This window comes from Corynebacterium minutissimum (assembly GCF_000805675.1).
In the GTDB taxonomy this organism is placed as follows: domain Bacteria; phylum Actinomycetota; class Actinomycetes; order Mycobacteriales; family Mycobacteriaceae; genus Corynebacterium; species Corynebacterium minutissimum.
Window position 1 is genome coordinate 270,763 of the sequence record NZ_JSEF01000004.1, and the last position, 23,171, is coordinate 293,933.

Annotated in this window: 18 protein-coding genes, 1 tRNA gene and 1 other RNA gene; 10 read left to right on the forward strand and 10 right to left on the reverse strand. The window is 60.7% G+C overall.

Going from position 1 to position 23,171, the window contains the following annotated elements:
• Nucleotides 1-3: 3 nt before the first annotated feature.
• Nucleotides 4-339: a hypothetical protein gene (locus NX84_RS02050; protein WP_039673205.1), complete on the forward strand. Its 336-nt coding sequence runs from the start codon at nt 4-6 to the stop codon at nt 337-339.
• A 302-nt stretch (nt 340-641) separates the two neighbouring features.
• Here NX84_RS02050 and NX84_RS02055 read toward each other — a convergent pair.
• Nucleotides 642-730: transfer RNA gene (locus tag NX84_RS02055), tRNA-Ser, on the reverse strand.
• Nucleotides 731-897: 167 nt separating this feature from the next.
• Between NX84_RS02055 and ffs the strand changes: the two genes are divergently transcribed.
• From ffs to recR, 6 genes are all read left to right on the forward strand, one after another.
• Nucleotides 898-996: signal recognition particle sRNA small type (gene ffs / locus NX84_RS12465), an RNA gene on the forward strand.
• A gap of 80 nt (nt 997-1,076) precedes the next feature.
• Complete coding sequence (locus NX84_RS02060) at nt 1,077-2,348, forward strand: aspartate aminotransferase type Ic (RefSeq protein WP_039673207.1); 1,272 nt, start codon at nt 1,077-1,079, stop codon at nt 2,346-2,348.
• Nucleotides 2,296-2,913, forward strand: coding sequence for a suppressor of fused domain protein (locus NX84_RS02065; RefSeq protein ID WP_111689406.1), 618 nt, complete (start codon nt 2,296-2,298; stop codon nt 2,911-2,913). Before NX84_RS02060 ends, NX84_RS02065 begins: the two co-directional genes overlap by 53 nt.
• A gap of 71 nt (nt 2,914-2,984) precedes the next feature.
• The gene (locus tag NX84_RS02070) at nt 2,985-5,468 is read left to right on the forward strand and encodes a DNA polymerase III subunit gamma and tau (protein ID WP_039673210.1); all 2,484 of its coding nucleotides are present in this window, start codon (nt 2,985-2,987) and stop codon (nt 5,466-5,468) included.
• Nucleotides 5,469-5,525: 57 nt separating this feature from the next.
• On the forward strand, nt 5,526-5,906 hold the full coding sequence (locus NX84_RS02075) for a YbaB/EbfC family nucleoid-associated protein (protein ID WP_039673213.1): 381 nt from the start codon (nt 5,526-5,528) through the stop codon (nt 5,904-5,906).
• Nucleotides 5,907-6,021: 115 nt separating this feature from the next.
• Nucleotides 6,022-6,678, forward strand: a complete 657-nt coding sequence (gene recR, locus NX84_RS02080; protein WP_039673215.1) for a recombination mediator RecR — start codon at nt 6,022-6,024, stop codon at nt 6,676-6,678.
• On the opposite strand, the gene NX84_RS02085 is transcribed toward recR, so the two are convergent.
• The 6 genes from NX84_RS02085 to leuA form a co-directional block, all read right to left on the reverse strand.
• Nucleotides 6,675-7,667: a DUF3800 domain-containing protein gene (locus tag NX84_RS02085; protein WP_197712570.1), complete on the reverse strand. Its 993-nt coding sequence runs from the start codon at nt 7,665-7,667 to the stop codon at nt 6,675-6,677. The genes recR and NX84_RS02085 overlap by 4 nt on opposite strands.
• Nucleotides 7,668-7,797: 130 nt before the next feature.
• Nucleotides 7,798-8,577 carry a type 1 glutamine amidotransferase gene (locus NX84_RS02090; RefSeq protein WP_039673217.1) on the reverse strand — a complete coding sequence of 260 codons (780 nt, stop codon included), beginning with the start codon at nt 8,575-8,577 and terminating at the stop codon, nt 7,798-7,800.
• Nucleotides 8,570-9,856: a Mur ligase family protein gene (locus NX84_RS02095; RefSeq protein WP_039673219.1), complete on the reverse strand. Its 1,287-nt coding sequence runs from the start codon at nt 9,854-9,856 to the stop codon at nt 8,570-8,572. Before NX84_RS02095 ends, NX84_RS02090 begins: the two co-directional genes overlap by 8 nt.
• A gap of 23 nt (nt 9,857-9,879) precedes the next feature.
• On the reverse strand, nt 9,880-11,475 hold the full coding sequence (locus NX84_RS02100) for a DNA polymerase III subunit epsilon (protein WP_039673221.1): 1,596 nt from the start codon (nt 11,473-11,475) through the stop codon (nt 9,880-9,882).
• Between the two features lie 49 nt (nt 11,476-11,524).
• The gene (locus NX84_RS12310; RefSeq protein WP_052319618.1) at nt 11,525-13,762 is read right to left on the reverse strand and encodes a hypothetical protein; all 2,238 of its coding nucleotides are present in this window, start codon (nt 13,760-13,762) and stop codon (nt 11,525-11,527) included.
• Between the two features lie 446 nt (nt 13,763-14,208).
• A complete protein-coding gene (leuA, locus tag NX84_RS02110; protein WP_039673223.1) occupies nt 14,209-16,023 on the reverse strand; it encodes a 2-isopropylmalate synthase in 1,815 nt (604 codons plus the stop codon).
• Nucleotides 16,024-16,262: 239 nt separating this feature from the next.
• On the opposite strand from leuA, the gene NX84_RS02115 reads away from it, so the two are divergent.
• Nucleotides 16,263-17,444, forward strand: coding sequence for a mannosyltransferase family protein (locus tag NX84_RS02115; RefSeq protein WP_231913713.1), 1,182 nt, complete (start codon nt 16,263-16,265; stop codon nt 17,442-17,444).
• On the opposite strand, the gene NX84_RS02120 is transcribed toward NX84_RS02115, so the two are convergent.
• Nucleotides 17,441-18,313 (reverse strand): DMT family transporter, encoded by an 873-nt coding sequence (locus NX84_RS02120; RefSeq protein WP_039673228.1) that lies wholly within the window; start codon nt 18,311-18,313, stop codon nt 17,441-17,443. The two genes, NX84_RS02115 and NX84_RS02120, sit on opposite strands and share 4 nt — an antisense overlap.
• Nucleotides 18,314-18,459: 146 nt before the next feature.
• Between NX84_RS02120 and NX84_RS02125 the strand changes: the two genes are divergently transcribed.
• Together NX84_RS02125 and NX84_RS02130 are read left to right on the forward strand one after the other, a co-directional pair.
• Complete coding sequence (locus NX84_RS02125) at nt 18,460-19,725, forward strand: aspartate kinase (RefSeq protein ID WP_039673230.1); 1,266 nt, start codon at nt 18,460-18,462, stop codon at nt 19,723-19,725.
• Between the two features lie 35 nt (nt 19,726-19,760).
• Entirely contained in the window at nt 19,761-20,798 is a 1,038-nt protein-coding gene (locus NX84_RS02130; RefSeq protein ID WP_039673232.1) for an aspartate-semialdehyde dehydrogenase, read from the forward strand.
• An 88-nt stretch (nt 20,799-20,886) separates the two neighbouring features.
• On the opposite strand, the gene NX84_RS02135 is transcribed toward NX84_RS02130, so the two are convergent.
• Both NX84_RS02135 and NX84_RS02140 read right to left on the reverse strand, forming a co-directional pair.
• Entirely contained in the window at nt 20,887-22,209 is a 1,323-nt protein-coding gene (locus NX84_RS02135) for a YkvI family membrane protein (protein WP_039673234.1), read from the reverse strand.
• 261 nt (nt 22,210-22,470) lie between these two features.
• On the reverse strand, nt 22,471-23,019 hold the full coding sequence (locus tag NX84_RS02140) for an RNA polymerase sigma factor (RefSeq protein WP_039673236.1): 549 nt from the start codon (nt 23,017-23,019) through the stop codon (nt 22,471-22,473).
• Nucleotides 23,020-23,171 lie beyond the last annotated feature (152 nt).

Genomic DNA, 23,171 nt, shown 5'->3' on the forward strand with positions numbered 1-23,171 from the left:
AGCATGGACGCCTATGAGTACGCCCAGCTGGAAGACAGCCTGGATTACCTCTATGACTTCTTCGTCACGGATCTAGAAGAACGCGTGCGCGCTGGGCGTGAGCTCCTGCCAGAAGGCATGGAAGACATCTTGGGTGACCATACCTTGGAAGACTACGTCTGGCTGTGGATCAAAGAACCTGGTCTTCACGGCTTCCGCCAGTACCTACGTGATGGCGACTTTGACGAGGCAGAGGTGGAAGAGGCTTTTCTGCTTGCCCGCACGGAGTGGGGAATGAATACCCCGCCGCACGTGGAGTGGCTCAAGGAAGACGGTTTCGAGGCCCCCGTGTTCGACTAGGAGTCTGCGACTGTGGGCGTTCGATGGAGGCGCCCAGCTCGAGTGCCCAGCAGTAAAGGAACCAAAGTACTGGCACCTTATGCGAAATCTCGCATTCAACCACCTGCGGTTTTACGTGCTCAGCCCCGCAAATGGTGCCTTTACTTTGGTTCCTTTGCCCAAAAGGCTCAAGCCTCGCCCGCTCTCTAACCGGCCAGGCCCGAATTGACGGGCGGTCAACACCGACTCCGGCGCAGGCGCTAGACGCAGAATGCGAAAAATCCCGGTTCACAGCGTGATGCCGGTGAACCGGGATTTCCCAGTGGCGGAGGATAGGGGATTTGAACCCCTGAGGGATGTGACTCCCGCACGCGTTCCAGGCGTGTGACATAGGCCGCTAGTCGAATCCTCCGCTGGAAAACATTACATGAGCCCCCTAATGAAGCAAAATCGCCAGGTCAGCGCGAAGAACTTGGGAATGAGAAGCGGTAGAAGGGGAGGTCAGGCTGGGAGTCAGAGTGGGAGCTGGGTGGCGAAGGTGCGGTTTGGCGTCGGCAAGCACGGCACGCTAGGCTAGACCACAGGATTCCGCGTGGCGTCCATCCTCTGAACTCCCCCAGGGCAGGAATGCAGCAAGGGTCAGGAGGCTCTGGCGGGTGCGCGGGGTCCCCTTTTTTATGTGGCCTTGCACACGGGGGAAGCGTACGGCAGTTACTATAGGTGCCATCTGTCCGCCACATGTCCCGGAAGGAAGAGGGATGTCGCTTTCCAATCTCGACGCATCCGAGCTCAAGGAGCTTACTGCTGAAGTACGCAAGGATTACGAGGCTCTCAAGGCCGAGGGTCTCAACCTAGATTTGACCCGCGGCAAGCCGTCCAAGGCGCAGCTGGATCTGTCCAACGATTTGCTCGTGCTGCCAGGCCGCGGCCACTACACCGACGCTGCCGGCAATGACCTGCGCAACTATGGCAACCAGAAGGGCATCAAGGAGCTGCGAGACCTCTGGGGTGAGCTCACCAACATGGATCCGGAACTGCTTGTCGCTGCGGATTCTTCTTCGCTCAACATCATGTATGACCTGATCCACCTGTCGTACACGTTTGGCAACAACAGCTCTGAACAGCCGTGGAGCAAGGAAGAAACCATCAAGTGGATCTGCCCTACTCCGGGGTATGACCGCCACTTCACCATTACGGAGTCCTTTGGCTTCGAGCTCCTGTCGGTGCCGATGGAAGAGGACGGCCCAGATATTGACGCCGTTGAGGAGCTGGCGAAGGACCCGCAGGTCAAGGGCATGTGGGTAGTGCCGATGTTCTCCAACCCAACGGGTGCTGTTATCTCTGAGGAAAAGACCCGCCGCCTTGCTGCGATGGAGACGGGTGCATCAGACTTCCGCATCGTGTGGGACAACGCCTACGCCGTGCACACTCTCACCGAGGACTTCCCAGAGGTTCTGCCGATTCTGGAGATTGCGGAGCAGGAAGGCAACCCGGACCGTTTCTGGGCCATGTCTTCGTCGTCGAAGATCACCTTCGCCGGTTCTGGCGTGAGCTTCTTCGGCTCCTCTGAGGACAACCTTGAGTGGTACCTCGAGCATGCAGGTATTCGCGGCATTGGTCCGAACAAGATCAACCAGCTGGCACACTATGAGTTCTTCGGCTCCGCTGAGGGCGTGCGCGCGATTATGCGCCGTCACGCTGCACTTTTGGCACCGAAGTTTGAGTCCATCCTGCGTATCCTGGATAAGCGCCTGACTCAGTACGACATCGCGGAGTGGACTCAGCCCAAGGGTGGCTATTTCATCTCCTTGAACGTGCCAGATGGCACTGCTACTCGCGTGTGGGAGCTGGCGCGTGACGCCGGCATTCTCCTTACTCAGGCTGGCTCCGCCTTCCCCTATGGCGAAGACACCAAGGACCACAACATCCGCCTGGCCCCGTCCCTGCCGCCGCAGGAAGAGGTAGAGGCCGCGATGGATGGCGTGGCTACCTGTGTCCTGCTGGCTGCCGTGGAGAAGCTGGGGGCATAAGGCCATCAACGCTGACGAGACGGCCTATTGGCTCGATGACGTCATCCCCGTTGACCTCGAGTTCAAAAACATCGAGGGGCACCGTGTGGGCTTAGCCGCGCTTGACGACGATCAATCGCTCGCCGTCACCTGCGACTTCGCCGATGTGGATACGGGTTTGGCCCACGCGGAGCAAGGTATCGATGTGCGCTGTGAGCTTCTCGCTGTTGCCCGAACTGGCCAAGCAGAGGTGGCTGCCGCTGTGAGCGCCGCGTCCAGCCTCCTCGCGAAGGCCGCTGGCGTTCTGCCGGCGCAGCCGGGCTTGTTGCTACCAAATCTTTTCGGCGAGAAAGATGAGCGCTTCGCGCACCTGTCCGTGCGCCACGGCATGCTCATTGCTCCTTACCTGTGGGGTGGGCAGACCCCACAGGTCGCGGAGGAAAAGCGCCTGACGTTGGTGTGTCAGCTGCTCATGCTGACTGATGCCGAATATGCCTTCGCAGTTGATGAAGGTGTACCGGCCCTGCAGAACGCAGTGGCGGAGCATGGCATCGATCTGTTGGACTGGCAGCGCTCAGAGAGCTGAATCATCGTCTCCACTCGTGGGGCTTCCATGCGTGATCCGTGTGTCCGGGCAAGGCGCTAGACTGACTAACCGTGGCTCTTTACCGGAAATATCGTCCAGCAACGTTCGCGGAAGTGGTTGGCCAAGAGCAGGTCACCACACCGTTGTCCGCCGCCCTCGACGCGGGGCGCATTAACCATGCGTACCTCTTTTCCGGCCCGCGTGGCTGCGGAAAGACTTCGTCGGCACGCATCATGGCCCGTTCACTCAACTGCGAGCAGGGCCCCACATCCACGCCGTGTGGCGTGTGCGATTCCTGTGTTTCCCTAGCCCCCGGCGGCCCCGGCAACCTGGACGTAACAGAGCTTGACGCGGCCTCCCACAATGGTGTGGAGGACATGCGTGAACTGCGCGATCGCGCCTACTACGCGCCAGCCGAATCGCGCTATCGCATCTTCATCATCGATGAGGCGCACATGATTTCCGCCTCCGGTGCCAATGCCTTGCTCAAGGTGGTTGAGGAACCGCCGGAGCATGTTATCTTCATCTTCGCCACGACGGAGCCGGAAAAGATTATCGGCACCATCCGTTCGCGTACCCACCACTATCCTTTCCGCCTGCTGACCCCGCCGGCTATGAAGGGCCTGCTGGAACGTACCGTGGCTTCAGAAAATGTTCACGTGGATGACACCGTCTACCCCATGGTGATCCAGGCTGGTGGCGGTTCTCCCCGTGATACCTTGTCCATCCTGGACCAGCTCCTTGCGGGTGCTGGCCCCGATGGCCTGACCTACGACGTTGCACGTCCGCTACTTGGCGTGACGGACCTTGGGTTGCTTGATAACACCGTGGAAGCCTTGGCCAACCAGGACAAGGCTGGGTTGTTCAGGCTGGTCGATGATGTCATTGAAGCCGGCCACGAGCCGCGCCGCTTCGCCATTGACCTGCTCGATCGCCTGCGTGACCTCATGATCATCCAGGCCGTGCCTTCCGCCTTGGAGGAGGGGCTCGTGTCCGCGCCGACCGACCGCGGGGAGATCCTCACTGCCCAAGCGCAACGTTTCTCAGGCCCGCAGTTGGCCTACTTGGCAGAGACCGTTAACGAACGCGTGTCCTCACTTCGCGGTGCTACCTCTCCACGCTTGCTTCTGGAGATTCTCTGCGCCCACCTCATTGTGGGCACAGCCCCGGCTGCTGCCGCTGCCGGTCAGGTTCCTGCAGCCACGCAACCAGCTTTGGGCGCATCCTCCGCCGCCCCTGCGGCTGGTGGCTCGTCCGGAGCTCAGGGCCAAGGCCCGGGCACTGCAGCGACCCAGCGCCCGCAGTCTGCAGTATCTAGTGCCCAGGACCCTGCCGCCGCCGCTGCCGCCATCATTGCGCAGCGCCGCAGCCGCCAGGCAGCGAAGCAGAACGCTCAGCAGCAGGAGCAGCAACAGCCACAGCGCGAGCAGTCGCAGCCACAGCAAGAACAGCAGCAGTCCGAGCCGCAAGTGGCACAACAGCCTGAGCGTGAACCAGTGCAGCCTCAGCAGGCACCGCAAGAGCAACAGCAAAAGCAAGAGCAAGAACAGCGGCAAGAGCAGCGGCAGGACACCGCGCAGCAGGATCCGGCTAGTGAAGTCCGCTCTCGCTGGTCTGACCTGCGTGCCACCATTGGCCACCGCAACAAGGTCGCGGAGATCATGCTTGCTGAAGCCCGCGTCCTGGGCGTGCGCGACGACACCCTCGTCCTTGGCCACACCACGGGTGCTCTGGCAGAGCGCATCAATTCGCCGGGTACCAACGAGGTCATCGTCGCGGTCCTCAAGGAGGAGCTCAACCGCGAGCTCAAGGTGGAGTGCGTCATTGGTACTGACCCCAAGGCCCACGGCTTCACTGTGGAGAAACCTGCTCAGCGTACTCAGTGGAACCCCAACCAACCCCAGCGTGAGGCTTCCGAGCCTGAAGAGGAGGCAGAGAGTCCGGAGACGCCTAGCTCCACCGAAACCTCCGATTCTGGCCAAGCGGAAGCGAGTGAGCAGCCGGCCACCGCTGACACGTGGGGCGCGCCGCGCCGCATCGGTGGACAGGAGCCGTCATCTGACACGACGGAGCAACGCCAGCCGACACCGCAGCGACAGGAGCCGACACCGCAGCGACAGGAAACACCACAGCGTGATGCACAAGTGCCCCCAAAGAGGGAGGCTCGTGGCAGCCAATGGCGATCACGCATTGCTCAAGCGAGTCAGGTAGCAGCCCAACGCGATGAAGAGTTTGCCAAGGTTCCGCAGTTCGGAAACGGTGTTCCGTTGCCGCCGGAGCCAGGTCCGGATGAGGGTGAATACGACGCACCACCGGAGGAGTATGCACCGCCGGCGGGAGCAGGTGGGGCGTCGGATAGCGCAGGACACAGGCCTGAAACACCGTCGCAGCCGACTCCGCAGGAGGTTCCTGAAACCCAGCCGGAGTATTCACGGGATGACGAGGAACGCGACATGATGGAAGCCGCGCAGAACGCCGGCGAGATGGATCATCGCAACGCCACGGAGGTTGCCATGGAGCTTCTCGCGCAAGAGCTAGGGGCGCGGCGACTATAGCTCGGCATCTGTACACTTGTCGCGTAGTGAAAATAACCGTGTGAAAGGACTTTTAGCATGACTGAGAACGATCCGATGCAGCAGGCTAACGACATGAACGACATCCTGGCGCAGGCTGCCCGCGTCCAGGCTGAACTGCAGAAGGCACAGGAAGAAATCCTGGCTGCCACCGTTGAGGGCACCGCCGGCAACGGCCTGGTGAAGGTCACCATGACCGGTGGTGCTGAGCTGCAGGACATCACCATTGATAAGTCCGTGGTGGACCCAGAAGACATTGAGACTCTGCAGGACCTCATCGTGGGTGCCTTCAAGGAGGCTCACGCTGCTGCCGGCCGTCTGGCACAGGAGAAGATCGGCCCGCTGTCCCAGGGCATGGGCCAGTCCCAGCAGAACTACGATGGTCCGTCCATCCAGGATGTCTTCGGCGGCAACCAGTAAGTCGCGCGATACACTAAAAGGCCGTTGTTGCTCTCCTTTGCGGGGAGAGCAAGGCGGCCTTTTGTGTACCCGTGCTCACGCTGGGTTCGGGATTATGAAGTAAGGGGAGCATCGCGTGTTTGAAGGACCACTGCAGGATCTCATCGATGAGTTCTCGCGCCTGCCCGGAATCGGGCCGAAATCAGCACAGCGCATCGCTTTCCACGTGCTGCATCAGGATCCGGAGGACATCGACCGGCTGCAGAAAGCCCTCGGCGCTGTGCGCGATGGCGTGACCTTCTGCCGAATCTGCTGCAATATTTCCCGCGAAGAAGTGTGCCGCATCTGTATCAACTCGCAACGCGATGCTTCCACCATCTGTGTGGTGGAAGAACCGAAGGACATTCAGGTTATCGAGCGCACTGGCGAGTATGAGGGCCGCTATCACGTGCTCGGCGGTGCGCTGGACCCGCTGGCGAATGTGGGGCCGAAGGACCTCAATATCTCGCAGCTGCTGCAGCGCCTCGGCGGCGTGCTGCCGGACCGCGAGCTTGCGGATTCCACTCCGGAAGAGCCGCTGTACGACGACACCCCGGAAATCACCGAGGTCATCCTCGCTACTGACCCGAACACTGAGGGCGAGGCCACTGCCGCTTATCTCGTTCGCCTTCTCCGGGATTTCCCCGGGCTGAAGATCACGCGATTGGCTTCAGGTATGCCGTTGGGAGGCGACCTCGAGTTCGTTGATGAGCTGACGCTTTCGCGCGCTTTGAGTGGCCGCCTAACCGTCTAATCGCTTCGCTTCAGCGCCTCTAAATCGGTGGTGGAGCTCATGGGTACTTCGTTCTCGGAATAACAACTGCGATAGCTCCCGAGGTGATTGGCGTACATATCCCGGCCTGCTTCTGCTGCACGAATTTTGCTGTGCGGGCTGCTTGCATGGGCCAATCGGTTTCCGAAATACCTAATAGCCCAGTCGAATTCCTTGAATTCTGGGTCATATTTGAAGGCTGAGATTCTTCCAAGTAGTGCACAGATCCAATCTGCGCATTGGACTGTCTGGTAGAGATGGCTTTCGACTTCGAGTGGTGGTTCGAGGAGTTTGTCTGCATCCTGGTGGGAGAACATAAATGCGGTGCTTGAGGCGAAAATTTCCATACGTTCTTTCGGGCCCTGCTTATCGAGCACCATGAGATGTCTTTGGTTTGCCGACAGTGACCAGTTGACACGCTGAATGAGTTGTTTCATGGCATGGTCATAGCGCGATTGTTCGTCTTCACCGGTGTCTTCGTTGGTGCCTCGGGGCTTTTCTTGGCCGTAGAAGATGACTTGTGCATCGAGCTGCTCGAGCTTGTTGAGCATGCGGTTCATCATCTGTCGGACTTCACGATACTTTTCAACGTTTTTTGTGGTTAGTAGTGCCGCCCCTTTCTTCTCCCAGCGTTCTACGGGAAGGCCTTTCGCGATAACTTTTGCATCAATCTCAGCTTTGAGGCCGCGTTCTTTAATTTTGCGGAATGCGCCAGAGAGCTGCCGAACATTGTTGGCTGGGATGATGAATCCACCGATTCCGAAAACGGGGTGGGTTTTGAAATTCAAATCGCTACGGGAGATATAGGCCCCGTTATGTCCAAATTCGTCGAAATATCCGATATACATTCTTCCCCCCTTGAATGCACGAAAGCTCGTGTTGTTCACACGAGCTTCGGAAGTGGAGCACCTTGGTGCGTCCACTGAGTAATGTACCGTGTGTTGAAGATTTTGGTCAAGCAGTTCAAGCATGGTCGCGAGAGTCTCGCCTGGAATGACGTTTGTCCTCGTGTTGTATACATCCCCCCAGTTGGATGTGCTTGTTACTTTACGCGGTGATTAGCCTCGGCGCTAGGCATTTGCCGTTTACCGGTGTAGATGCCTAGCGCTGCGAGCGCGGCGGCTCGGAGGCGTTGAAGCGCTCGGTGCGCAGGCGCTCGATGGCGGGGATGTCGAGGGGCTCAAGTTCGCTGAGGGCAACACCCATGGCCTTGGCCAGCAGGAGATCTGCCAGCTGTGGATTGCGGGCGAGTACGGGGCCGTGCATGTAGGTGGCGATGACGCTGCCCTGAACGGCGCCCTCGGCGGCGCGCTGAGCAGTAGTGTCGGACAAGTCATAGGTGGCAGCGGTATCAGCATTGCCGGTGCCGCGAGTCAGGGTGCCCAAAGGCTGGGCGGCCGGGCCCAAGATGGTCGCGCCCATGTGGTTCTCAAAACCGGTGAGTGGCTCGGTGAGCTCAGCGGTGATGCCCGCCTTAGTGGGCTCGGAGGCCACTTCGCCGATGGCGCGCTCGGACAGGGAGGCGGTGGTGGCGTCGAGAAGCCCCACGCCGTCCACGACGCGGCCAGATGCCCGGAAGGATTCGCCGAGCACCTGCAGACCTGCACAAATAGCCATGATTGGGCGGCCGGCAGCAGCCGCGCGGGTCAGGCCACCGTCGGCAATGAGGTGCTCAGCTGCGAGGATCTGCGCAGTGTCCTCGCCACCGCCGAGGGTGTAGACATCGAGCGAATCCGGCACCGGCTCGCCCAACTTGATGGGCACAATTTCTGCCTCGTAGCCGCGCATGCGAGCGCGCTGGCGCAACACGAGTGCGTTGCCATCGTCGCCGTAGGTGCCCAGCACGTCCGGCAGGATGAGGCCAATCTGCAGGCTAGTCATTGGAGCGCTCCTTTACTGCGGCGGTGAGTGCCTTCTTGAGGTCACGGAAGGCGGTGTAGTTGGCCAGCACTTCGATGTGGCCTTCGGGGCAGGACTGAATGGCGGTGAGGGGGTCGTCGATAAGCTCATGCGAGATGTCCGCATAGACCAAACGCACCGCCAGGTCCGTCCCGCGCTCACCGGAGGCTTTGACCGGGATGTCCTCGAAGTCCTCAAAGCGCACGTCCCACAACCAGGACATATCGATACCATCGGCCACGTGGCCATTGGTGGCGATGACCAGACCATCGGCGTCACGGTCCCCCATGGACAGTGCCTCCTGCCAGCCGGCCGGGTTCTTGGCTAGGAGCAGGCGAATCGTGCGCTTGCCCAGCGTGATGGTGGAGTAGCGCCCGGCCACATCATCCACGCCCTCAGCGGCGGCGATGGCCTTGTGGCGGTCGACGCCGAAGGCTTCTACCGCGGCGGCGACGGCTTGGGCGGCGTTGCCACGGTTGGCACGACCGGGGAGGGAAAGACGCAGCTTATCGACGCCCTCCGGACTCACCAAGCCCTCCTCCGTGACGGCCCAGGTGGGGGTGGGGCGGCGGAACTCACGGCCGTCGGCAAGCTTCTTAACCGCATGCCAGTCCTCGCGATCACGCACAATGTGGCCACCGGTGCGCGGGCAGGTCACGGACTCGCCCATCCAGCCAGCACCGGCGGAGACCCAGATGACGTTCTTCGCGTCATAAGCCACCGAGGTCATGAGGACGTCATCGCAGTTGGCGATGACCAGCATGTCCGGGTGGGCCTCAACTGCACCGCGCAGGGCGCGCTCAATCTTGTTGATTTCGCCCACGCGGTCCAGCTGGTCACGGGAGAGGTTAAGCAAGACCAGCGCGGTGGGGTCGAGGTTGTCGGCGACGTGAGGGACATGGAGTTCGTCAACCTCAAGGACGAGGTGAGAGGCTTCCTTGCCCGCAAGAAGCGCGGAGATAATGCCGGCGTCCATGTTGTCACCGCCGTCGTTGGTCGCCACGCTGTGCTCAGTGCGCACGGCCGCTGCCAACATGCGGGTAGTGGTGGATTTACCGTTCGTGCCAGTCACCAGGACGGCTGGGCGCTTCTTGGCCAGGTTCTGCATGATGGTGGGGTCGATGGCACCTGCGATGAGGCCGCCAATCATTCCGCCGGCGCCGCGGCCAGTGGCGCGCGAGGCGGTGGTGGCCAGCGAGGCGGCAGTCGTAGCCACCGCGGTACGCGCCGAGCTCAGCGCGTTTCGGAAGTTAAAATTCATGTTCCCCAGGGTAGTCGGGGAGGCTAGTTATCTGTGGTGCGGGAGCGGTTGTGTCCCGAGTTTTGCTGGTTCTGCTGGTGCTGGTTGCCGTTGCCGCGCCGACCGCGTCCACCGCGGCGCCGGCGCCGACGTCCATTGTTGTTACTACCCTTGTTGGAGCCGCCCTTGGCGTTGTTCTTATTCGGGGATCCGTTGTTGCCGGAATCGTCCTGAGTGTTCTTGTGGTTCTGGCCCTGGTTGGCGTTGCTCTTTGAGCCTTGACCGTGGTGGGAGGATTTCCGGCGGGAGCGGCGGCGATTCTTGTTGTGGGAGGAGCGGTTGCGGTTGTTCTGCCCGCCAGAGCCACCGCCATGGTTGCCGTGATTCCCACCGTTACCTGCGCTGGAGCCGCTGGTCTTGTCTGTTTCTTCTGGCTCCTGAGCATCTTCAATGCGCTCAAGCGCAGCGAGGAAGGCAGTGTCGGACATCAGTGGAATGTCCTTGCGGTGAGCATGCATCGGCTTGCCCACGAGATCCGTGGTGATATTGCAGACCACCAGGGAGGTTTCCCGCGTGAGCTTTTCAGAGTAGTTAAGCTCCTCGCGGGTAAGTGCCGCGATGATGGTGTCGGGGTCCTCGGTGATTTCTGGAGCGACCACGATTTCCATGCCGCGGATGAGCTCCTTGCCCGGAACGTACGGGCCGGGGTTGTGATGCTGGCGGGGAGCTTCAGCGGCATCGACGCGTACATGGGAGCGCTGCAGTCCGAAGCGGTCTGCGCGCAGGTCCTCCGGGGAGGCTGTGCTCAGTGTACCTTCACGCTGGGCGCGGTAGAGCTCTATGAGGAGGCGGGTGGCCTCACGAGAGGTGTCCTTTTCCGTGCGTTGGGCGCGCTCGACGGTGGCCTTGGGGGAAGGTGCGTTGAGGCCCGTATCGCGAGCGACGGCGGCGAGGCGAATGTCGGTGCCCCACACTCCCTGGCGGCGGGCGGTGGCAAGCGTATCGATAATGCTGACCGGGGCCGGGACGTGGCCTACCTTGACGCGGCGGCGACGTCCTTTGTTGTTGCGGTTCCGATTGCGCGCGCGGTTCTGGCGGGCAGCCGCGGTCATGGCGCGGCGAGCCTCCGCCACGATGAATCCCCAGGTGTAGGTGGTGTCGTGGACGATGAGTGTGCGGCCATCGATGAGCCTGTCCAGCGGCTTGAGCAAGGAGGAAAAAGCCTGACCAGCGTTGATCTCCTCTGGGCTTAGGCCATGCAGGTGACGCGGGCCCGGGTCACCATCAGGGTTGATGACGGCGTGAAATTCTTGGCCGACCTCCCCTGCGTCATTCAGCGTTAGCGCATCGACGGTGAGCAAGCGGCCCGTCGAGGGATGAATGCCGGTGGTCTGGATGGTGAGCGCCACGTAGGGGAACGCCGCGAGGGCTTCCTCGCGCGCCGTGTCCCTAGCATGCTTGGGATCCCGCGTGTTCTGGGAGTTGTTTGCCCCGCTGGTGTCCTTCGGGGACGAGGACGTGTCGGTGGATGTGGGGCGTGGGCCGGGCTTGGGGGCGCCTGTGCTTGGCGACGCCAGCGCTGCAGCTGCCTCAGCGCTCTTGTGCGCTGTGGGCTCGGTGGGGCTGGGTGTCGTCGTCATTGTTCACAGTTTAGTACCCCGTCTATAGGAACCAGGGAAGGGCACACTCTTAGCGGTTGCGCAGCACCGGTGCCGGTCCGTTTTCCCGTTCCATCTTCTTGAGCTGGCCCGGAGGGATGTGCGAGTTGCGCTTGTTCTTTTCCCGTTCGTCCCGTTCATCCTGTGCGCCCCGTTCTTCGCGTTCTTCAGGGGACGGGGTGGGCTCGGTAGCTTCCGGTTCTGGGAGTGGCTCGATGCTTGGCTCTGCGCTCGGCGTCGTGCTTGGCTCCACGCTCGGCTCGTCTTCTACTGCGAGTTCGTCCTTTGGTTCGAGCTCTGCCTCGGAAGTCGCGGAAGGTTCTGTCTCCGTCACGGGAGCGGGGTCAGTGGGTTCAGTAGGTTCTTGAGGTGCGGTGCTTTCCGTTTCCGCCTCGGGGGTCGGTTCCTGAGGGATGTCGGGCGTTGTGCCTGGTAGTGGTTCCAACAGCTCAGGTGGAAGAAACGGCAGGAAGGGAACGATAATGAGGTCTTCAATTCGGGGTGAGTGCTCTTGGCCGGCAATTGCGCGGTCGTGGTCCATCGCGGAGCGATCCTGGCCAATGGGAGAGCGATCTTCGCCGACGGCTGCACGATCTTGTCCGATAGGGGCAGGCGGGGTGGGTCGTGGTGTACGCGGCTTGTCTGCGGGGTGTGAACCCGGAAGATAGGTCGGCCGTTGCGTCGGCGGCGTCGTAGAAGTGGGCGCAGTCTGGGGCTTAGTTCGCGGCGGCGTGTCTGCGTTCGGCGTAGTCGGTGCCGCAGCTGCCGTTGGAGCGGCCTTCGGAGTTGTAGGACGCGGTTTCGGCTTAACCTGGCGTGACTGTGTCGAACCACTAGCGGCAGTGTCGCGTTCCGCTAGGCGTAGCGGCGAAGAATCAGAATTCGACGTTGAGCGGGTGCGGTTGCTGGGCGAGGGACGGTGCTTTGGTGCTGCGTCGGTGTGTTGTGGTTGCTTGGGAGGTGTGGTGGCCTCGTGGTGTTCGCCGGCGCGGCCAGCGGCAGTGCTCTCACTAGGTGCCTCGTTAGCCATCGCTGCGGCGGGGCCAGCATCGCTAGAGCCGTCCAGAGTACCCGGCTCATCGTCAAGCAGGCGAGAAGGCGCATCCCAGAAGCGGCCTTGCGTCATGTCCTGGGTGACGTACTTTTCTTGAGACTCCGGGGCGTCAGAGCCCTTGGTAGCTTCGGCTTCGTCGGCGTCCTGTGCGCCGGCCGCACGCGGGCTAATAAGCGGGTCTTCGTAGGCCTCCAAGGCAGAGCCGGTGACGAGCTCATGGGATGAGCTGAGTGAGACTACTGAGGCGGCAAAATTCGCGGTGCCGCCAATGATGATTGCAACGCTGGCGGCGCACGCGAGCTTTAATCCGGTGCTGGCACCAGCGAGCTTGGCGCCAAATCCCGCCTTAGGTGAGGCACCGTCAAGGGAACTGAGCGAAATTGTCGGGGACTCGGAGCCCGCAGAGGTTCCGATGAACGGGGCAGAAGACGTCGCGCCGTGCGCTTCAGAGTGGACAATGGCCGCCGGAGTACCAGCGGTGGTAGCCGCCGCGACGACACCCGCGGTGCGCAAAGCAGGAATGCCGGTAGGGGCATCGTGGCCGGCGAAGATCGTAAGTGTTGGTGCGTCACACTCCGCCGAGTAGTACGCGCGCGACACGGCGACAAGACCGTCGTCGTTAACAGCGGCGATGGAATCAGCCAGCCACTTAGCCTCCCCGCGGGGGATCGTGGCGATGAGAACGTTATCTAAGGAGAGTTCAATGTGGCGATGGGCAAGGCCGCGCTTGTTATCGACACGTATGAGCAGGTGAGCAGACTGGCCCGGAAGGGCCTCGTGTGTGGCGTCGAAATCGGTGACGTGCAGGGCAGTATCGCCCTCCAGCAGTCCCCAGCGTTCAGCCGGAGGGTTATTGCTGGGAACGCACAAACCTGGTTCGGGGAGTAGGACTTCGAAGACAGGGGTCGTATCGTCGTCGCTATCCGTGTTAAGGCACACCGTTGCCGTAACTTGGGGGCTCAAGCCCGAGCTCATTACCCAATCGAGCTCGCTATACTCTTCCGATTGCTCCGCGGAGATCATTCCCACCACAGTGTCCTCGTGGCGAACGCGGAAACCGGAGCTGGAGTGGCCACACAGAGTCACGGTGAGCTGGTGGTCATCGCCTTCTTCATCCAGAAGGCTGAGGAAGAGGTCTGGGTCAACATTGTTGACGTTAAGGCGGCGGGGATCACCAAAGCCCTCGTGGGGGACCACATAGTTGGTGACCGTCATAATGTTCGCCTTTGTGGCTGGCTTAGGTCTACAGCCGCGGCTGCCGTGGAGTGAGAAAGTACATCAGCGCGGTAGAGAGAACTGAGCTTTAGCCTGAGAGTTTCACTTTTAAAAATAGTAAAAAAGTTTGCAGTACCATCGTGCTATGTACTTAGACTACAGTGCCCATTGTGCGGCTACAAGCTAGTGTGCCCAGCATAATGTTTCCCCTAGTAACCTAGCAAAAAATCTTGCATTGTTGACGTGTGCACATTTGGTTTTCTTATCTAGGGTGTATATACAATACGGTGACGCGTGGGGATTGCGAAGGTGGCAAAGGCAAAACGCCCGTCACACAATCCATGATAAGTGGGGTAGCGGGACGGGCTTTGGGTGGGGAGACTGCAACTAGTGTGTACTAGTTGCAGTTGCGTACACGGTGTAACCGTGGGCTTGGCGTGAGTGGACTAGGCAGCGCGGTTGATTGCTGAGGTGATCGCGTTGATTGAGGCGCGGGTGGTGGAGCCGGCGATGCCGGCGCCCCATACCTGGGTACCGTTGACCTCTGCGGCGATGTAGCAGGCAGCTTCAGCATCGTCACCGGACGTGCGGGACTGCTGGGAGTAATCAATGACTTCGAAGTCGATGCCAATGCCTTCCAGCGCGTTGGCATAGGCGGCGATGGGGCCGTTGCCGCTGCCGGAGACGACGTGCTTCTCACCGTTGTAGATGATCGAGGCAGTCACCTTGGCGTCCTCCGATTCCGTCGTTGAGCTATCAACGTGGAAGGTCTCCAGCTCCAGCGGGGTAGTGCGGTCGAGGAACTCGGCGGCAAAGATGTCCCACATGTTCTTGGAGTTGACCTCGCCACCCTCGGCGTCAGTGACGGCCTGGACGACGGAGGAGAACTCTGCCTGCATGGCTCGCGGCATGTTGATGCCGTGGTCGGTCTTCATGATGTAGGCAACGCCGCCCTTGCCGGATTGCGAGTTCACGCGGATAACGGCCTGGTAATCGCGGCCCACATCCTTTGGGTCGATGGGCAGGTACGGAACTTCCCAGGTGGTCTCACGCAGTTCTTCCCAGGACACGTCGGTGTTGTTTGCGCCGGGGCGTACAACCTGGGCCAGGGCGTCCAGACCCTTGTTGATGGCGTCTTGGTGGGAGCCGGAGAATGCCGTGAAGACCAGCTCGCCGCCGTAGGGGTGGCGCTCAGGGACGCGCAGCTGGTTGCAGTATTCCACCGTCTCACGAATCTTAGGCAGGTCGGAGAAATCGATCTGTGGATCCACGCCCTGGGTCAGCATGTTCAGGCCCAAAGTGATGAGGTCGACGTTGCCGGTGCGCTCACCATTGCCAAACAGGCAGCCCTCAATGCGGTCTGCACCGGCCATGTAGCCCAGCTCCGCAGCGGCGACACCTTCACCGCGGTCATTGTGTGGGTGCAGGGACATGATGATGGAATCACGCTTGGCAAAGTTGCGGTGCATCCATTCGATCTGGTCGGCGTAGACGTTCGGGCTGATCATCTCCACCGTGGACGGCAGGTTGATGATCATGGGGTTGTCCGGGGTTGCTTCCATAATGTCGACGACCGCATCGCAGACCTCGACCGCAAAATCCAGCTCGGTGCCGGTAAAGGACTCCGGCGAGTACTCCCACCGCCAGTTGGTGTCCGGGTAGTCCTGAGCAATGGACTTGATGAGCTCCGCAGCATCCGTTGCCAGCTTCTTGATGGCCGGGCGATCCTTGCGGAAGACCACGCGTCGCTGCAGCTTCGACGTCGAGTTGTAGAAGTGCACAATGACGTTCTTGGCGCCCTCACAGGCCTCAAAAGTGCGGCGGATGAGGTGCTCGCGCGCCTGCACCAAGACCTGAATGGTGACGTCATCGGGGATCTTGTTGCCTTCGATGATTTCGCGTACGAAGTTGAAGTCCGTCTGGGATGCGGAGGGGAATCCCACCTCAATTTCCTTGTAGCCCATCTTGACCAGCAGGTCGAACATGCGGTGCTTGCGTTCCGGGCTCATCGGATCGATGAGAGCCTGATTGCCATCGCGCAGATCCACCGCGCACCACTGTGGCGCCACGGTGATGGTCTTATCCGGCCAGGTGCGGTCGGGCAGTTTTACGGGTTCTACTTCTTGGGCAAAGCTCTGGTAGCGGTTGACCGGCATGGAGGAGCCGCGCTGCTTGTTCCATGCGGGCTGGTTGTCGTTGCGCGGGCCGTTCGGGGTGGTGATGTCACGCGGAGCGGAGATAAAAGAATCGTTGGGGGACATTAGGTGTTCTCTTCCTTGAAAGGTGTGGCTGTGTGGTGAGGACGGCCAGCTGCAGTGGTCAGCATCACTACGCTCCGCGACGGGGCGCTGGCCGTGGAGTCACGAACCTAAATCCCGCCGCGGCTACTAAGGAGAAGGGTGCGCCGCAAAGTCATGTGAGCCACAATACAGGGATTCCCACACTGTGGCAAGCAGTTTCATATGCTGAGATACATGTGGGGGTGGCTAAGATGTCCCACGTGCTTTCAAAGAAAACCGAGCCGATGCCCCCTGGCTCTGCCGCCACGCCTGTAGATGATGCCGCGCTGGACGCCGCCTCCCCACAGCCCCGCAGCTCCTTTATCGTGAGCGCCGTTGCCGTCGCCGTTATTGGGGCAGCGGTGCGCATTGGAGTGCTCCGTCTCTTAAGTGCAGTGAACGACCGCGAGCTGTGGGACCAACTCTTGGCGTGGGATGCCAAGTATTACCTGGAGATTGCACGCGTTGGCTATTTTGTGGCCGATATCAGCGCGGACGGCCCAGTGTATGAAAAGACGATGGCCTTCTTCCCCGGCTTTCCCATGCTCTTGCGGGCGGTGGGCTGGACGGGGATTAACCTAGGGCTCGCCGCGCTGATCCTCAACACGGTGCTCACTGCGGTGATGGCCGCAGGCGTTATGGTGCTCGCGCGCCGGCTCGGCGCAGGTCGCACTGGGCAGATCGCCGCCGCAGTGGTGGTGACGAGCGCGCCGATGTCCATTGTGTTTTCCATGCCGTACACCGAGGCACTCTTTGGTGCCCTCGTGGTCTGGGGTCTTGTGGCGCTGGACCAGCGCGCATGGTGGTGGGCCGGTGCCGCGGGCTTCGCGCTGTCATTGACGCGCTTGACCGCGCTGGATTTCCTCGCTGTGTTTGGCCTGTGGGTACTGCTATATGGCCGCCGGGAATGGCAGGCATGGCTAAGTTTTGGTGTTGCAGCGCTCCCGTTGCCTGGCTATCTCCTGTGGGCGCAACGCTACCTAGCGGATGTCGGGGGCTATTTCGGCATTCAGACGAAGCATTGGAACTCGACCTTTGATGGTGGCGCCGCCACTTTGACGTTTGTATGGGACACCCTGACGAAGAATAACGACGTGGGCTACCTGCTGACCGTCGTTGTCATCCTCGGAGCCGTGGTGCTGCTCGTGGCGTCATGGGGCAAAGCTAACCCAGTGGCGTGGTGGTTTAGTGCCGCGCTCACGGCGAACGTGTTGCTCTCAGACGGAATTTTGCATTCCCGCCCCCGCCTTCTTCTTCCGGCAGCGCTCCTCTTCGTGCCGTGGGTAATCCGTGCGGTCAAGGAGCTTCCGGCCCGGGTTGCTTGGTCCGGTATTGCAGTGTGGGTGCTGTGGTCAGCGTGGTTCTCTGCCTACATGATTGTCGTCTTTGAATGGGCCATTTAGTTCGGCGCGTGGTCAGTACGTTTCGTTGTACCCGTGTTCACTGGGAGACGGGAAAGCACGATGGTGGAGACGATCATGATGATGAGTGATCCGCCCATGACGCTCCACCCCACTGCGGATTCCACCTGGAACTTCTCGCCCAACACCCAATAGCCCAAGCCAAAGGCCACGATTGGCTCCATGATGGTCATGGCAGGCAGGGAATGCGCCAAAGCGCCGGCGTGGAAGGAATATTGCTGGATCACCGTACCGCCGGCCGCAAGACCGATCAGCGCGTAGAGCTCCCAACTTCCCAGCGTTGCCACGGGACCTTCGTTGCCAAAGATATCCACCACGGCTTTCGCCACAAGTGCGACATAGCCATACAGAATGCCGCAGGCCGTGCCTAGTGCCAGGGCTGACTCTTCTGGACGGTTGAAGGCAGCCACGAACAGTGCCGCTAGGGCTAGAGCGCCGACGGCGAAGGCGGGCCACCATTGGGACCACGTGGGCGTCGTCAAGCCAGCAGTGGGGCGGCCGTACACAACCAGAATGCCCACGGCAATGGTCAAGGCCACACACCACACAACCTCACGCGCGGGCATGCGGCGGCGCGAGTACCAGGCCGCGAGTGGCAGCGTAAACATGAGGGAAAGGACGAGGATGGGCTGCACGATGAGCAACGTGCCAAAGTGAAGCGCGAGGAGCTGCAGGGCATAGGCGATGACGGCAGCGGCCGTGCCTATCCACCAAAGAGGGGTTCGCAATGCGGTGCGCATCACACTGGTGGAGCTGGCGTCCAAAACGATACGGTGGCGTATGACTGTGCCCCAGGCAATGACCAGTGCCGAGGCCAGCGCAAAAGCAACGGCAACCACGTTAGAAAACATCGATTCCACCCTACCCGGAATTAATGTGCGCCCAGTGTTTCGGTAGGGCCGGAAGAGCGGTAGTCTAAAGGAGTTGACTGCCGGCCTATAGGTATTGGGCGGTGAACAGGTATTGGCCCTCGCGAAAACGAAAGGTGGGACCGTCAGTGGCCCTAGTCGTACAGAAATACGGGGGATCCTCCCTCGAAAGCGCAGAGCGCATCCGCGCCGTCGCAGAGCGCATTGTGGCGACGAAAAAGCAGGGCAACGACGTTGTCGTCGTGTGCTCCGCCATGGGTGACACCACCGATGAGCTCCTTGACCTCGCCGCCCAGGTCAACCCCGTTCCGCCGCAGCGCGAAATGGACATGTTGCTGACTGCTGGTGAGCGCATCTCTAACGCGCTCGTTGCCATGGCAGTGGAATCTTTCGGTGCGCAGGCTCAATCGTTCACTGGCTCCCAAGCCGGCGTGCTCACCACTGAGCGCCACGGTAATGCCCGGATCGTCGACGTCACCCCGGGCCGCCTTACGGAAGCTCTCGATAACGGCAAGATTTGTATCGTTGCTGGGTTCCAGGGCGTCAATAAGGAATCCCGCGACGTCACCACTCTGGGCCGCGGTGGTTCGGATACCACTGCGGTCGCTCTCGCTGCGGCGCTCGGCGCCGACGTGTGCGAGATTTACTCGGACGTCGATGGTGTCTACACCGCTGACCCCCGCATCGTGCCCAATGCCCAGAAGCTGGAGAAGCTCTCCTTCGAGGAGATGTTGGAGCTGGCCGCAGTAGGCTCCAAGATTCTGGTTTTGCGCAGCGTCGAATACGCCCGCGCGTTTAACGTACCCCTGCGAGTTCGCTCGTCTTATTCAACCGACCCCGGCACGCTCATCGCCGGTTCAATGGAGGACATCCCCGTGGAAGAAGCAGTACTTACCGGCATCGCTACCGACCGCTCTGAGGCCAAGGTCACCGTCCTCGGCATCCCGGACCGCCCGGGGGAAGCCGCCAAGGTCTTCCGCGCTATTGCGGACGCGGAGATCAACATCGACATGGTTCTGCAAAACGTCTCCTCACTGGAGTCTGGTACTACCGACATCACCTTCACCTGCCCGCGCTCGGACGGCCCGAAGGCAATGGAAATCCTGGCCAATCTCAAGGAGGAGGGCCACTGGACCAACGTGCTATACGACGACCAAGTGGGCAAGGTCTCCCTCGTCGGTGCCGGAATGAAGTCCCACCCAGGTGTCACCGCGGACTTTACCGAGGCGCTGCGTGACGCAGGCGTGAACATGGAGCTCATTTCCACCTCCGAAATCCGCATCTCCGTGCTGACCCGCGAGGCAGACCTGGAGAAGGCCGCTGTGGCCCTGCACGAGAAGTTCCAGCTTGGTGGCGATGAAGAGGCCACCGTCTACGCTGGTACGGGACGCTAGCAAGGATTGCTGATAAGGATTAAGGAGTTAAGGTCATGACCACTGTTGCAGTAGTTGGCGCCACTGGACAGGTTGGCCGCGTGATGCGGTCCCTCCTGGAGGAGCGTAACTTCCCGGCTGACACGGTTCGCTTTTTCGCCTCTGCGCGCTCGGCAGGGCAGGAGCTCACCTTCCGCGAGGAGAAGATCGTCGTGGAAGACCTGGCAGAGCAAACTGTAGAGAGCCTCGCCGGTATTGATATCGCGCTGTTCTCCGCGGGCGGTTCCACTTCCACGCAGTACGCACCGCTCTTCGCTGAGGCGGGTGCCACTGTGGTGGATAATTCTTCCGCGTGGCGCAAGGACCCGGACGTCCCGCTTATCGTCTCTGAGGTGAACCCGCAGGATAAGGACACGGTGACGAAAGGCATCATTGCGAACCCCAACTGCACCACGATGGCGATTATGCCGGTCACCAAGGCGCTTCACGACGTCTCCGGGCTCACCACCCTACGCGTCGCTTCCTACCAGGCGGTATCTGGTTCCGGCCTGGCAGGCGTGGAAACGCTGGTGAAGCAGGTCGCGTCCATCGGTGATCGCAACGTGGAGCTGACGCACGATGGCTCCGTTCTCGAGGTTGAGCCGGACGAGCTCGGCCCCTACGTTGCCCCGATTGCCTACAACGCGGTGCCGCTGGCCGGCAACCTCGTGGACGATGGCACGGAGGAGACCGATGAGGAGCAGAAGCTGCGCAACGAGTCCCGCAAAATTCTGGGCCTGCCAGAGCTCAAGGTATCCGGCACCTGTGTGCGTATCCCGGTCTTTACTGGCCACACCATGGTGGTGCATGCGGAGTTTGAGCAGTCGATTACCCCGGAGCGGGCCCGCGAGGTGCTGTCCAATGCTGCAGGCGTCAAGGTCGTGGACGTTCCCACCCCGCTCGCTGCCGCCGGCATCGACCTGTCTCTGGTCGGCCGCATCCGCCAAGACCAGACCATCGCGGACAACAAAGGCCTTGTCTTTGTTGTGTCCGGCGATAACCTCCGCAAGGGCGCAGCCCTGAACACCATTCAGATTGCGGAGCTCTTGGTCTAAGGGCCGCATATAGGAAAAGTCCGCCCCAGAAGGAATTCTGGTGGCGGACTTTCGCTGGTTTTAAGGACCTAGGCCTTTAGGCAGGTCTTTAGTTCTTCGGAACCTCAGGCTTGGTGTGCTCCACGAAGGTTACGGAAGGATCCGGATCCTCGCGGTCGTACTCAATCTCTTCGTCTGCCTCAAGCTCCTCGTGGATCTCATCGGCGACGGTCTCGACGAACTCCTCGGTCTCCATGTTGGAGGCTGCAGCAAGCTTGCGTAGTTCGCGCTCGTTCTTCTTAGTGAAGTGCTCGCGCGGGTCTAGGCGGCGCTTAACCAAGGTACGGGCGCGCACGCGACGGTCAGACTCGGAGGAGATCTTGTCGCGCTGGGTAATCCAGGTGATGACCATGACGGCAATCATGAGCAGGCCGATGTAGCCCAAAATCGGGTAGACGCTGGAGACCAGCTTCTTGAAACCGACGAAGGAGAGGATGAAGCCGATAACGCAGGCGCCCGCGTAAACGGGGTAGAAGAGCTTCGGCTTCTTACGGGTCAGGCGCTTGCCCATGGCATAGAACATGCCGATGGCGGTGTTGAAGACCATGCCGTAGATGATGAAGGTCATGAAGTAACCCAAGACTGGGTTCACGTTGTTGATCAGCGTGAGGACCGGAAGGTCCTGTCCATTGACCTCAGGCGCCACCATGTACAGCGAGACCACGAGAAGGGCCAGCAGAATCAAGTAAATGATGCCACCGAAGAAGCCGCCGATGCCCACGGCGCGGTTATCCAAAATATTGCCGCCAATAACGATGGACATGGACACTGCACACATCACGTTGAGACCGGTGTAGTTCAGCGCTGCGAGCCACCAGCTGTGGATGGGGGTCTCAACGTTGTCCACGGCGTAGGCATTGATCGACGACCAGTCCACGTCGGTAGTAATGATGGTGTAGCCGGTAGCGAGGACGACGAAGATAACAATGAAAGGCGTAATCGCACCGATGACGGAGGTTACCTTGTCTACGTCGAGCAGGCCGACGACGAGAACCAGCGCGAGCATCACTGCGCCGCCGACCCAAATCGGTACGCCCTCGAACTGCTGGCTAATGGTGGAGCCGCCACCGGCGAACATGACGAAGCCGATGGAGAACAGCGTTGCTAGAGTACCGTAGTCCAGAACGCGGGAAATAATGGGGCCACTGATCTTGTCGTAGACGGCAGTGTGTTCATCGGCCTGGAAGTAGGAACCCAGCTGCAGGATCGAAATACCGGTAATCAGCATGAGGGCGGCAGCAAGCACAACGCCCCACAGGCCCCAGTTGCCAAAGGCTACAAAGTACTGCATCGCTTCCTGGCCGGATGCAAAGCCGGCGCCGACGACGACGCCGATAAAGGCCATGGAAATGGCCACTGCGCGTTTCCACATTTGGTTTAGAGGTCTCTCAATCCCACACGAGCCGGGGGTCGTCACAGAACTAAGTGTGGTGCGGGCGGTCGGAAGCCGCGCGGCCCGGTTCGACTATCGATTTGTCACGTGTGCCTCGTGAAACATTAGGCGTGGTCGACAGGTATTTGCCAGCTGAAACGGTGTCTGCACTGTGTGATGCGTGTGACAGTACTGAAAAGTTACCCGTGTCTGCGCAGGTGCCCATGCTCAGCGCAGCGGATTATAACGGGTCAATAACGATTACCCGCGATGATCAATAAGGTCTTTTCGGGCGCGGGCAACCCTAGAGCGAATGGTGCCTACGCGCACGCCAGCGATCTTGGCGGCCTCCTCATAGGTATAGCCCAGTACTTGGGTAAGGATGAGGGCTTCGCGGCGGTCCTCCGGGAGGGCGTCGATAAGCGAGCGCGCGTCGATCCACTCGCTCCACGTACCGGCGTTCTCCGGGGCGGGTGCGAGCGCTGCGGCATCTTCATACTCGGTGGCGGACTTGCGGGGCCGCGCCATGTCGTGGCGAATATTATCCACCCACACGCGGCGCGCGAGGGACAGGAGCCATGTGCGTGCGGAGGAGCGCGCGGCAAAGCGGGGGAGTGCGCTGATGACGCGCAGGTAGGTCTCTTGGGTGAGGTCGTCTGCGATATCCGCTCCGCCGAGGTGAGCAAGTAGGCGCCACACGTCATCCTGGGTGGATTTGATGAATTCCGTGAGAGCTGCGCGGTCGCCACGTCCCGCCTTGAGGGCGAGGTCGGTAACGTGCGCATCATCGCGCTCGGAGTGGACTTTCACCTCCCACAACTTACCAGTAGCGGTAGGCCACCTTACCTATCGCTGTGAGCTCCTGCCGGAATTCTAAAAACTGTTGCGGGGGTCATTTTTCGCCGGTAGGCTATGAAACGTCCGAGATTGATAATAAACCTCAAATTATCAGCGAATCCAGG

Bases quoted from the DNA above. Each gene is read 5' to 3' on its own strand.
- NX84_RS02065 (WP_111689406.1), top strand. From the start codon at position 2,296: ATGGCGTGGCTACCTGTGTCCTGCTGGCTGCCGTGGAGAAGCTGGGGG.
- NX84_RS02135 (WP_039673234.1), bottom strand. From the start codon at position 22,209: ATGTGGAAACGCGCAGTGGCCATTTCCATGGCCTTTATCGGCGTCGTC.
- NX84_RS02100 (WP_039673221.1), bottom strand. From the start codon at position 11,475: ATGACGACGACACCCAGCCCCACCGAGCCCACAGCGCACAAGAGCGCT.
- NX84_RS02120 (WP_039673228.1), bottom strand. From the start codon at position 18,313: ATGTTTTCTAACGTGGTTGCCGTTGCTTTTGCGCTGGCCTCGGCACTG.
- NX84_RS02130 (WP_039673232.1), top strand. From the start codon at position 19,761: ATGACCACTGTTGCAGTAGTTGGCGCCACTGGACAGGTTGGCCGCGTG.
- NX84_RS12310 (WP_052319618.1), bottom strand. From the start codon at position 13,762: ATGACGGTCACCAACTATGTGGTCCCCCACGAGGGCTTTGGTGATCCC.
- NX84_RS02050 (WP_039673205.1), top strand. From the start codon at position 4: ATGGACGCCTATGAGTACGCCCAGCTGGAAGACAGCCTGGATTACCTC.
- NX84_RS02090 (WP_039673217.1), bottom strand. From the start codon at position 8,577: ATGACTAGCCTGCAGATTGGCCTCATCCTGCCGGACGTGCTGGGCACC.
- leuA (WP_039673223.1), bottom strand. From the start codon at position 16,023: ATGTCCCCCAACGATTCTTTTATCTCCGCTCCGCGTGACATCACCACC.
- NX84_RS02095 (WP_039673219.1), bottom strand. From the start codon at position 9,856: ATGAATTTTAACTTCCGAAACGCGCTGAGCTCGGCGCGTACCGCGGTG.
- NX84_RS02060 (WP_039673207.1), top strand. From the start codon at position 1,077: ATGTCGCTTTCCAATCTCGACGCATCCGAGCTCAAGGAGCTTACTGCT.
- NX84_RS02075 (WP_039673213.1), top strand. From the start codon at position 5,526: ATGACTGAGAACGATCCGATGCAGCAGGCTAACGACATGAACGACATC.
- NX84_RS02085 (WP_197712570.1), bottom strand. From the start codon at position 7,667: ATGCTTGAACTGCTTGACCAAAATCTTCAACACACGGTACATTACTCA.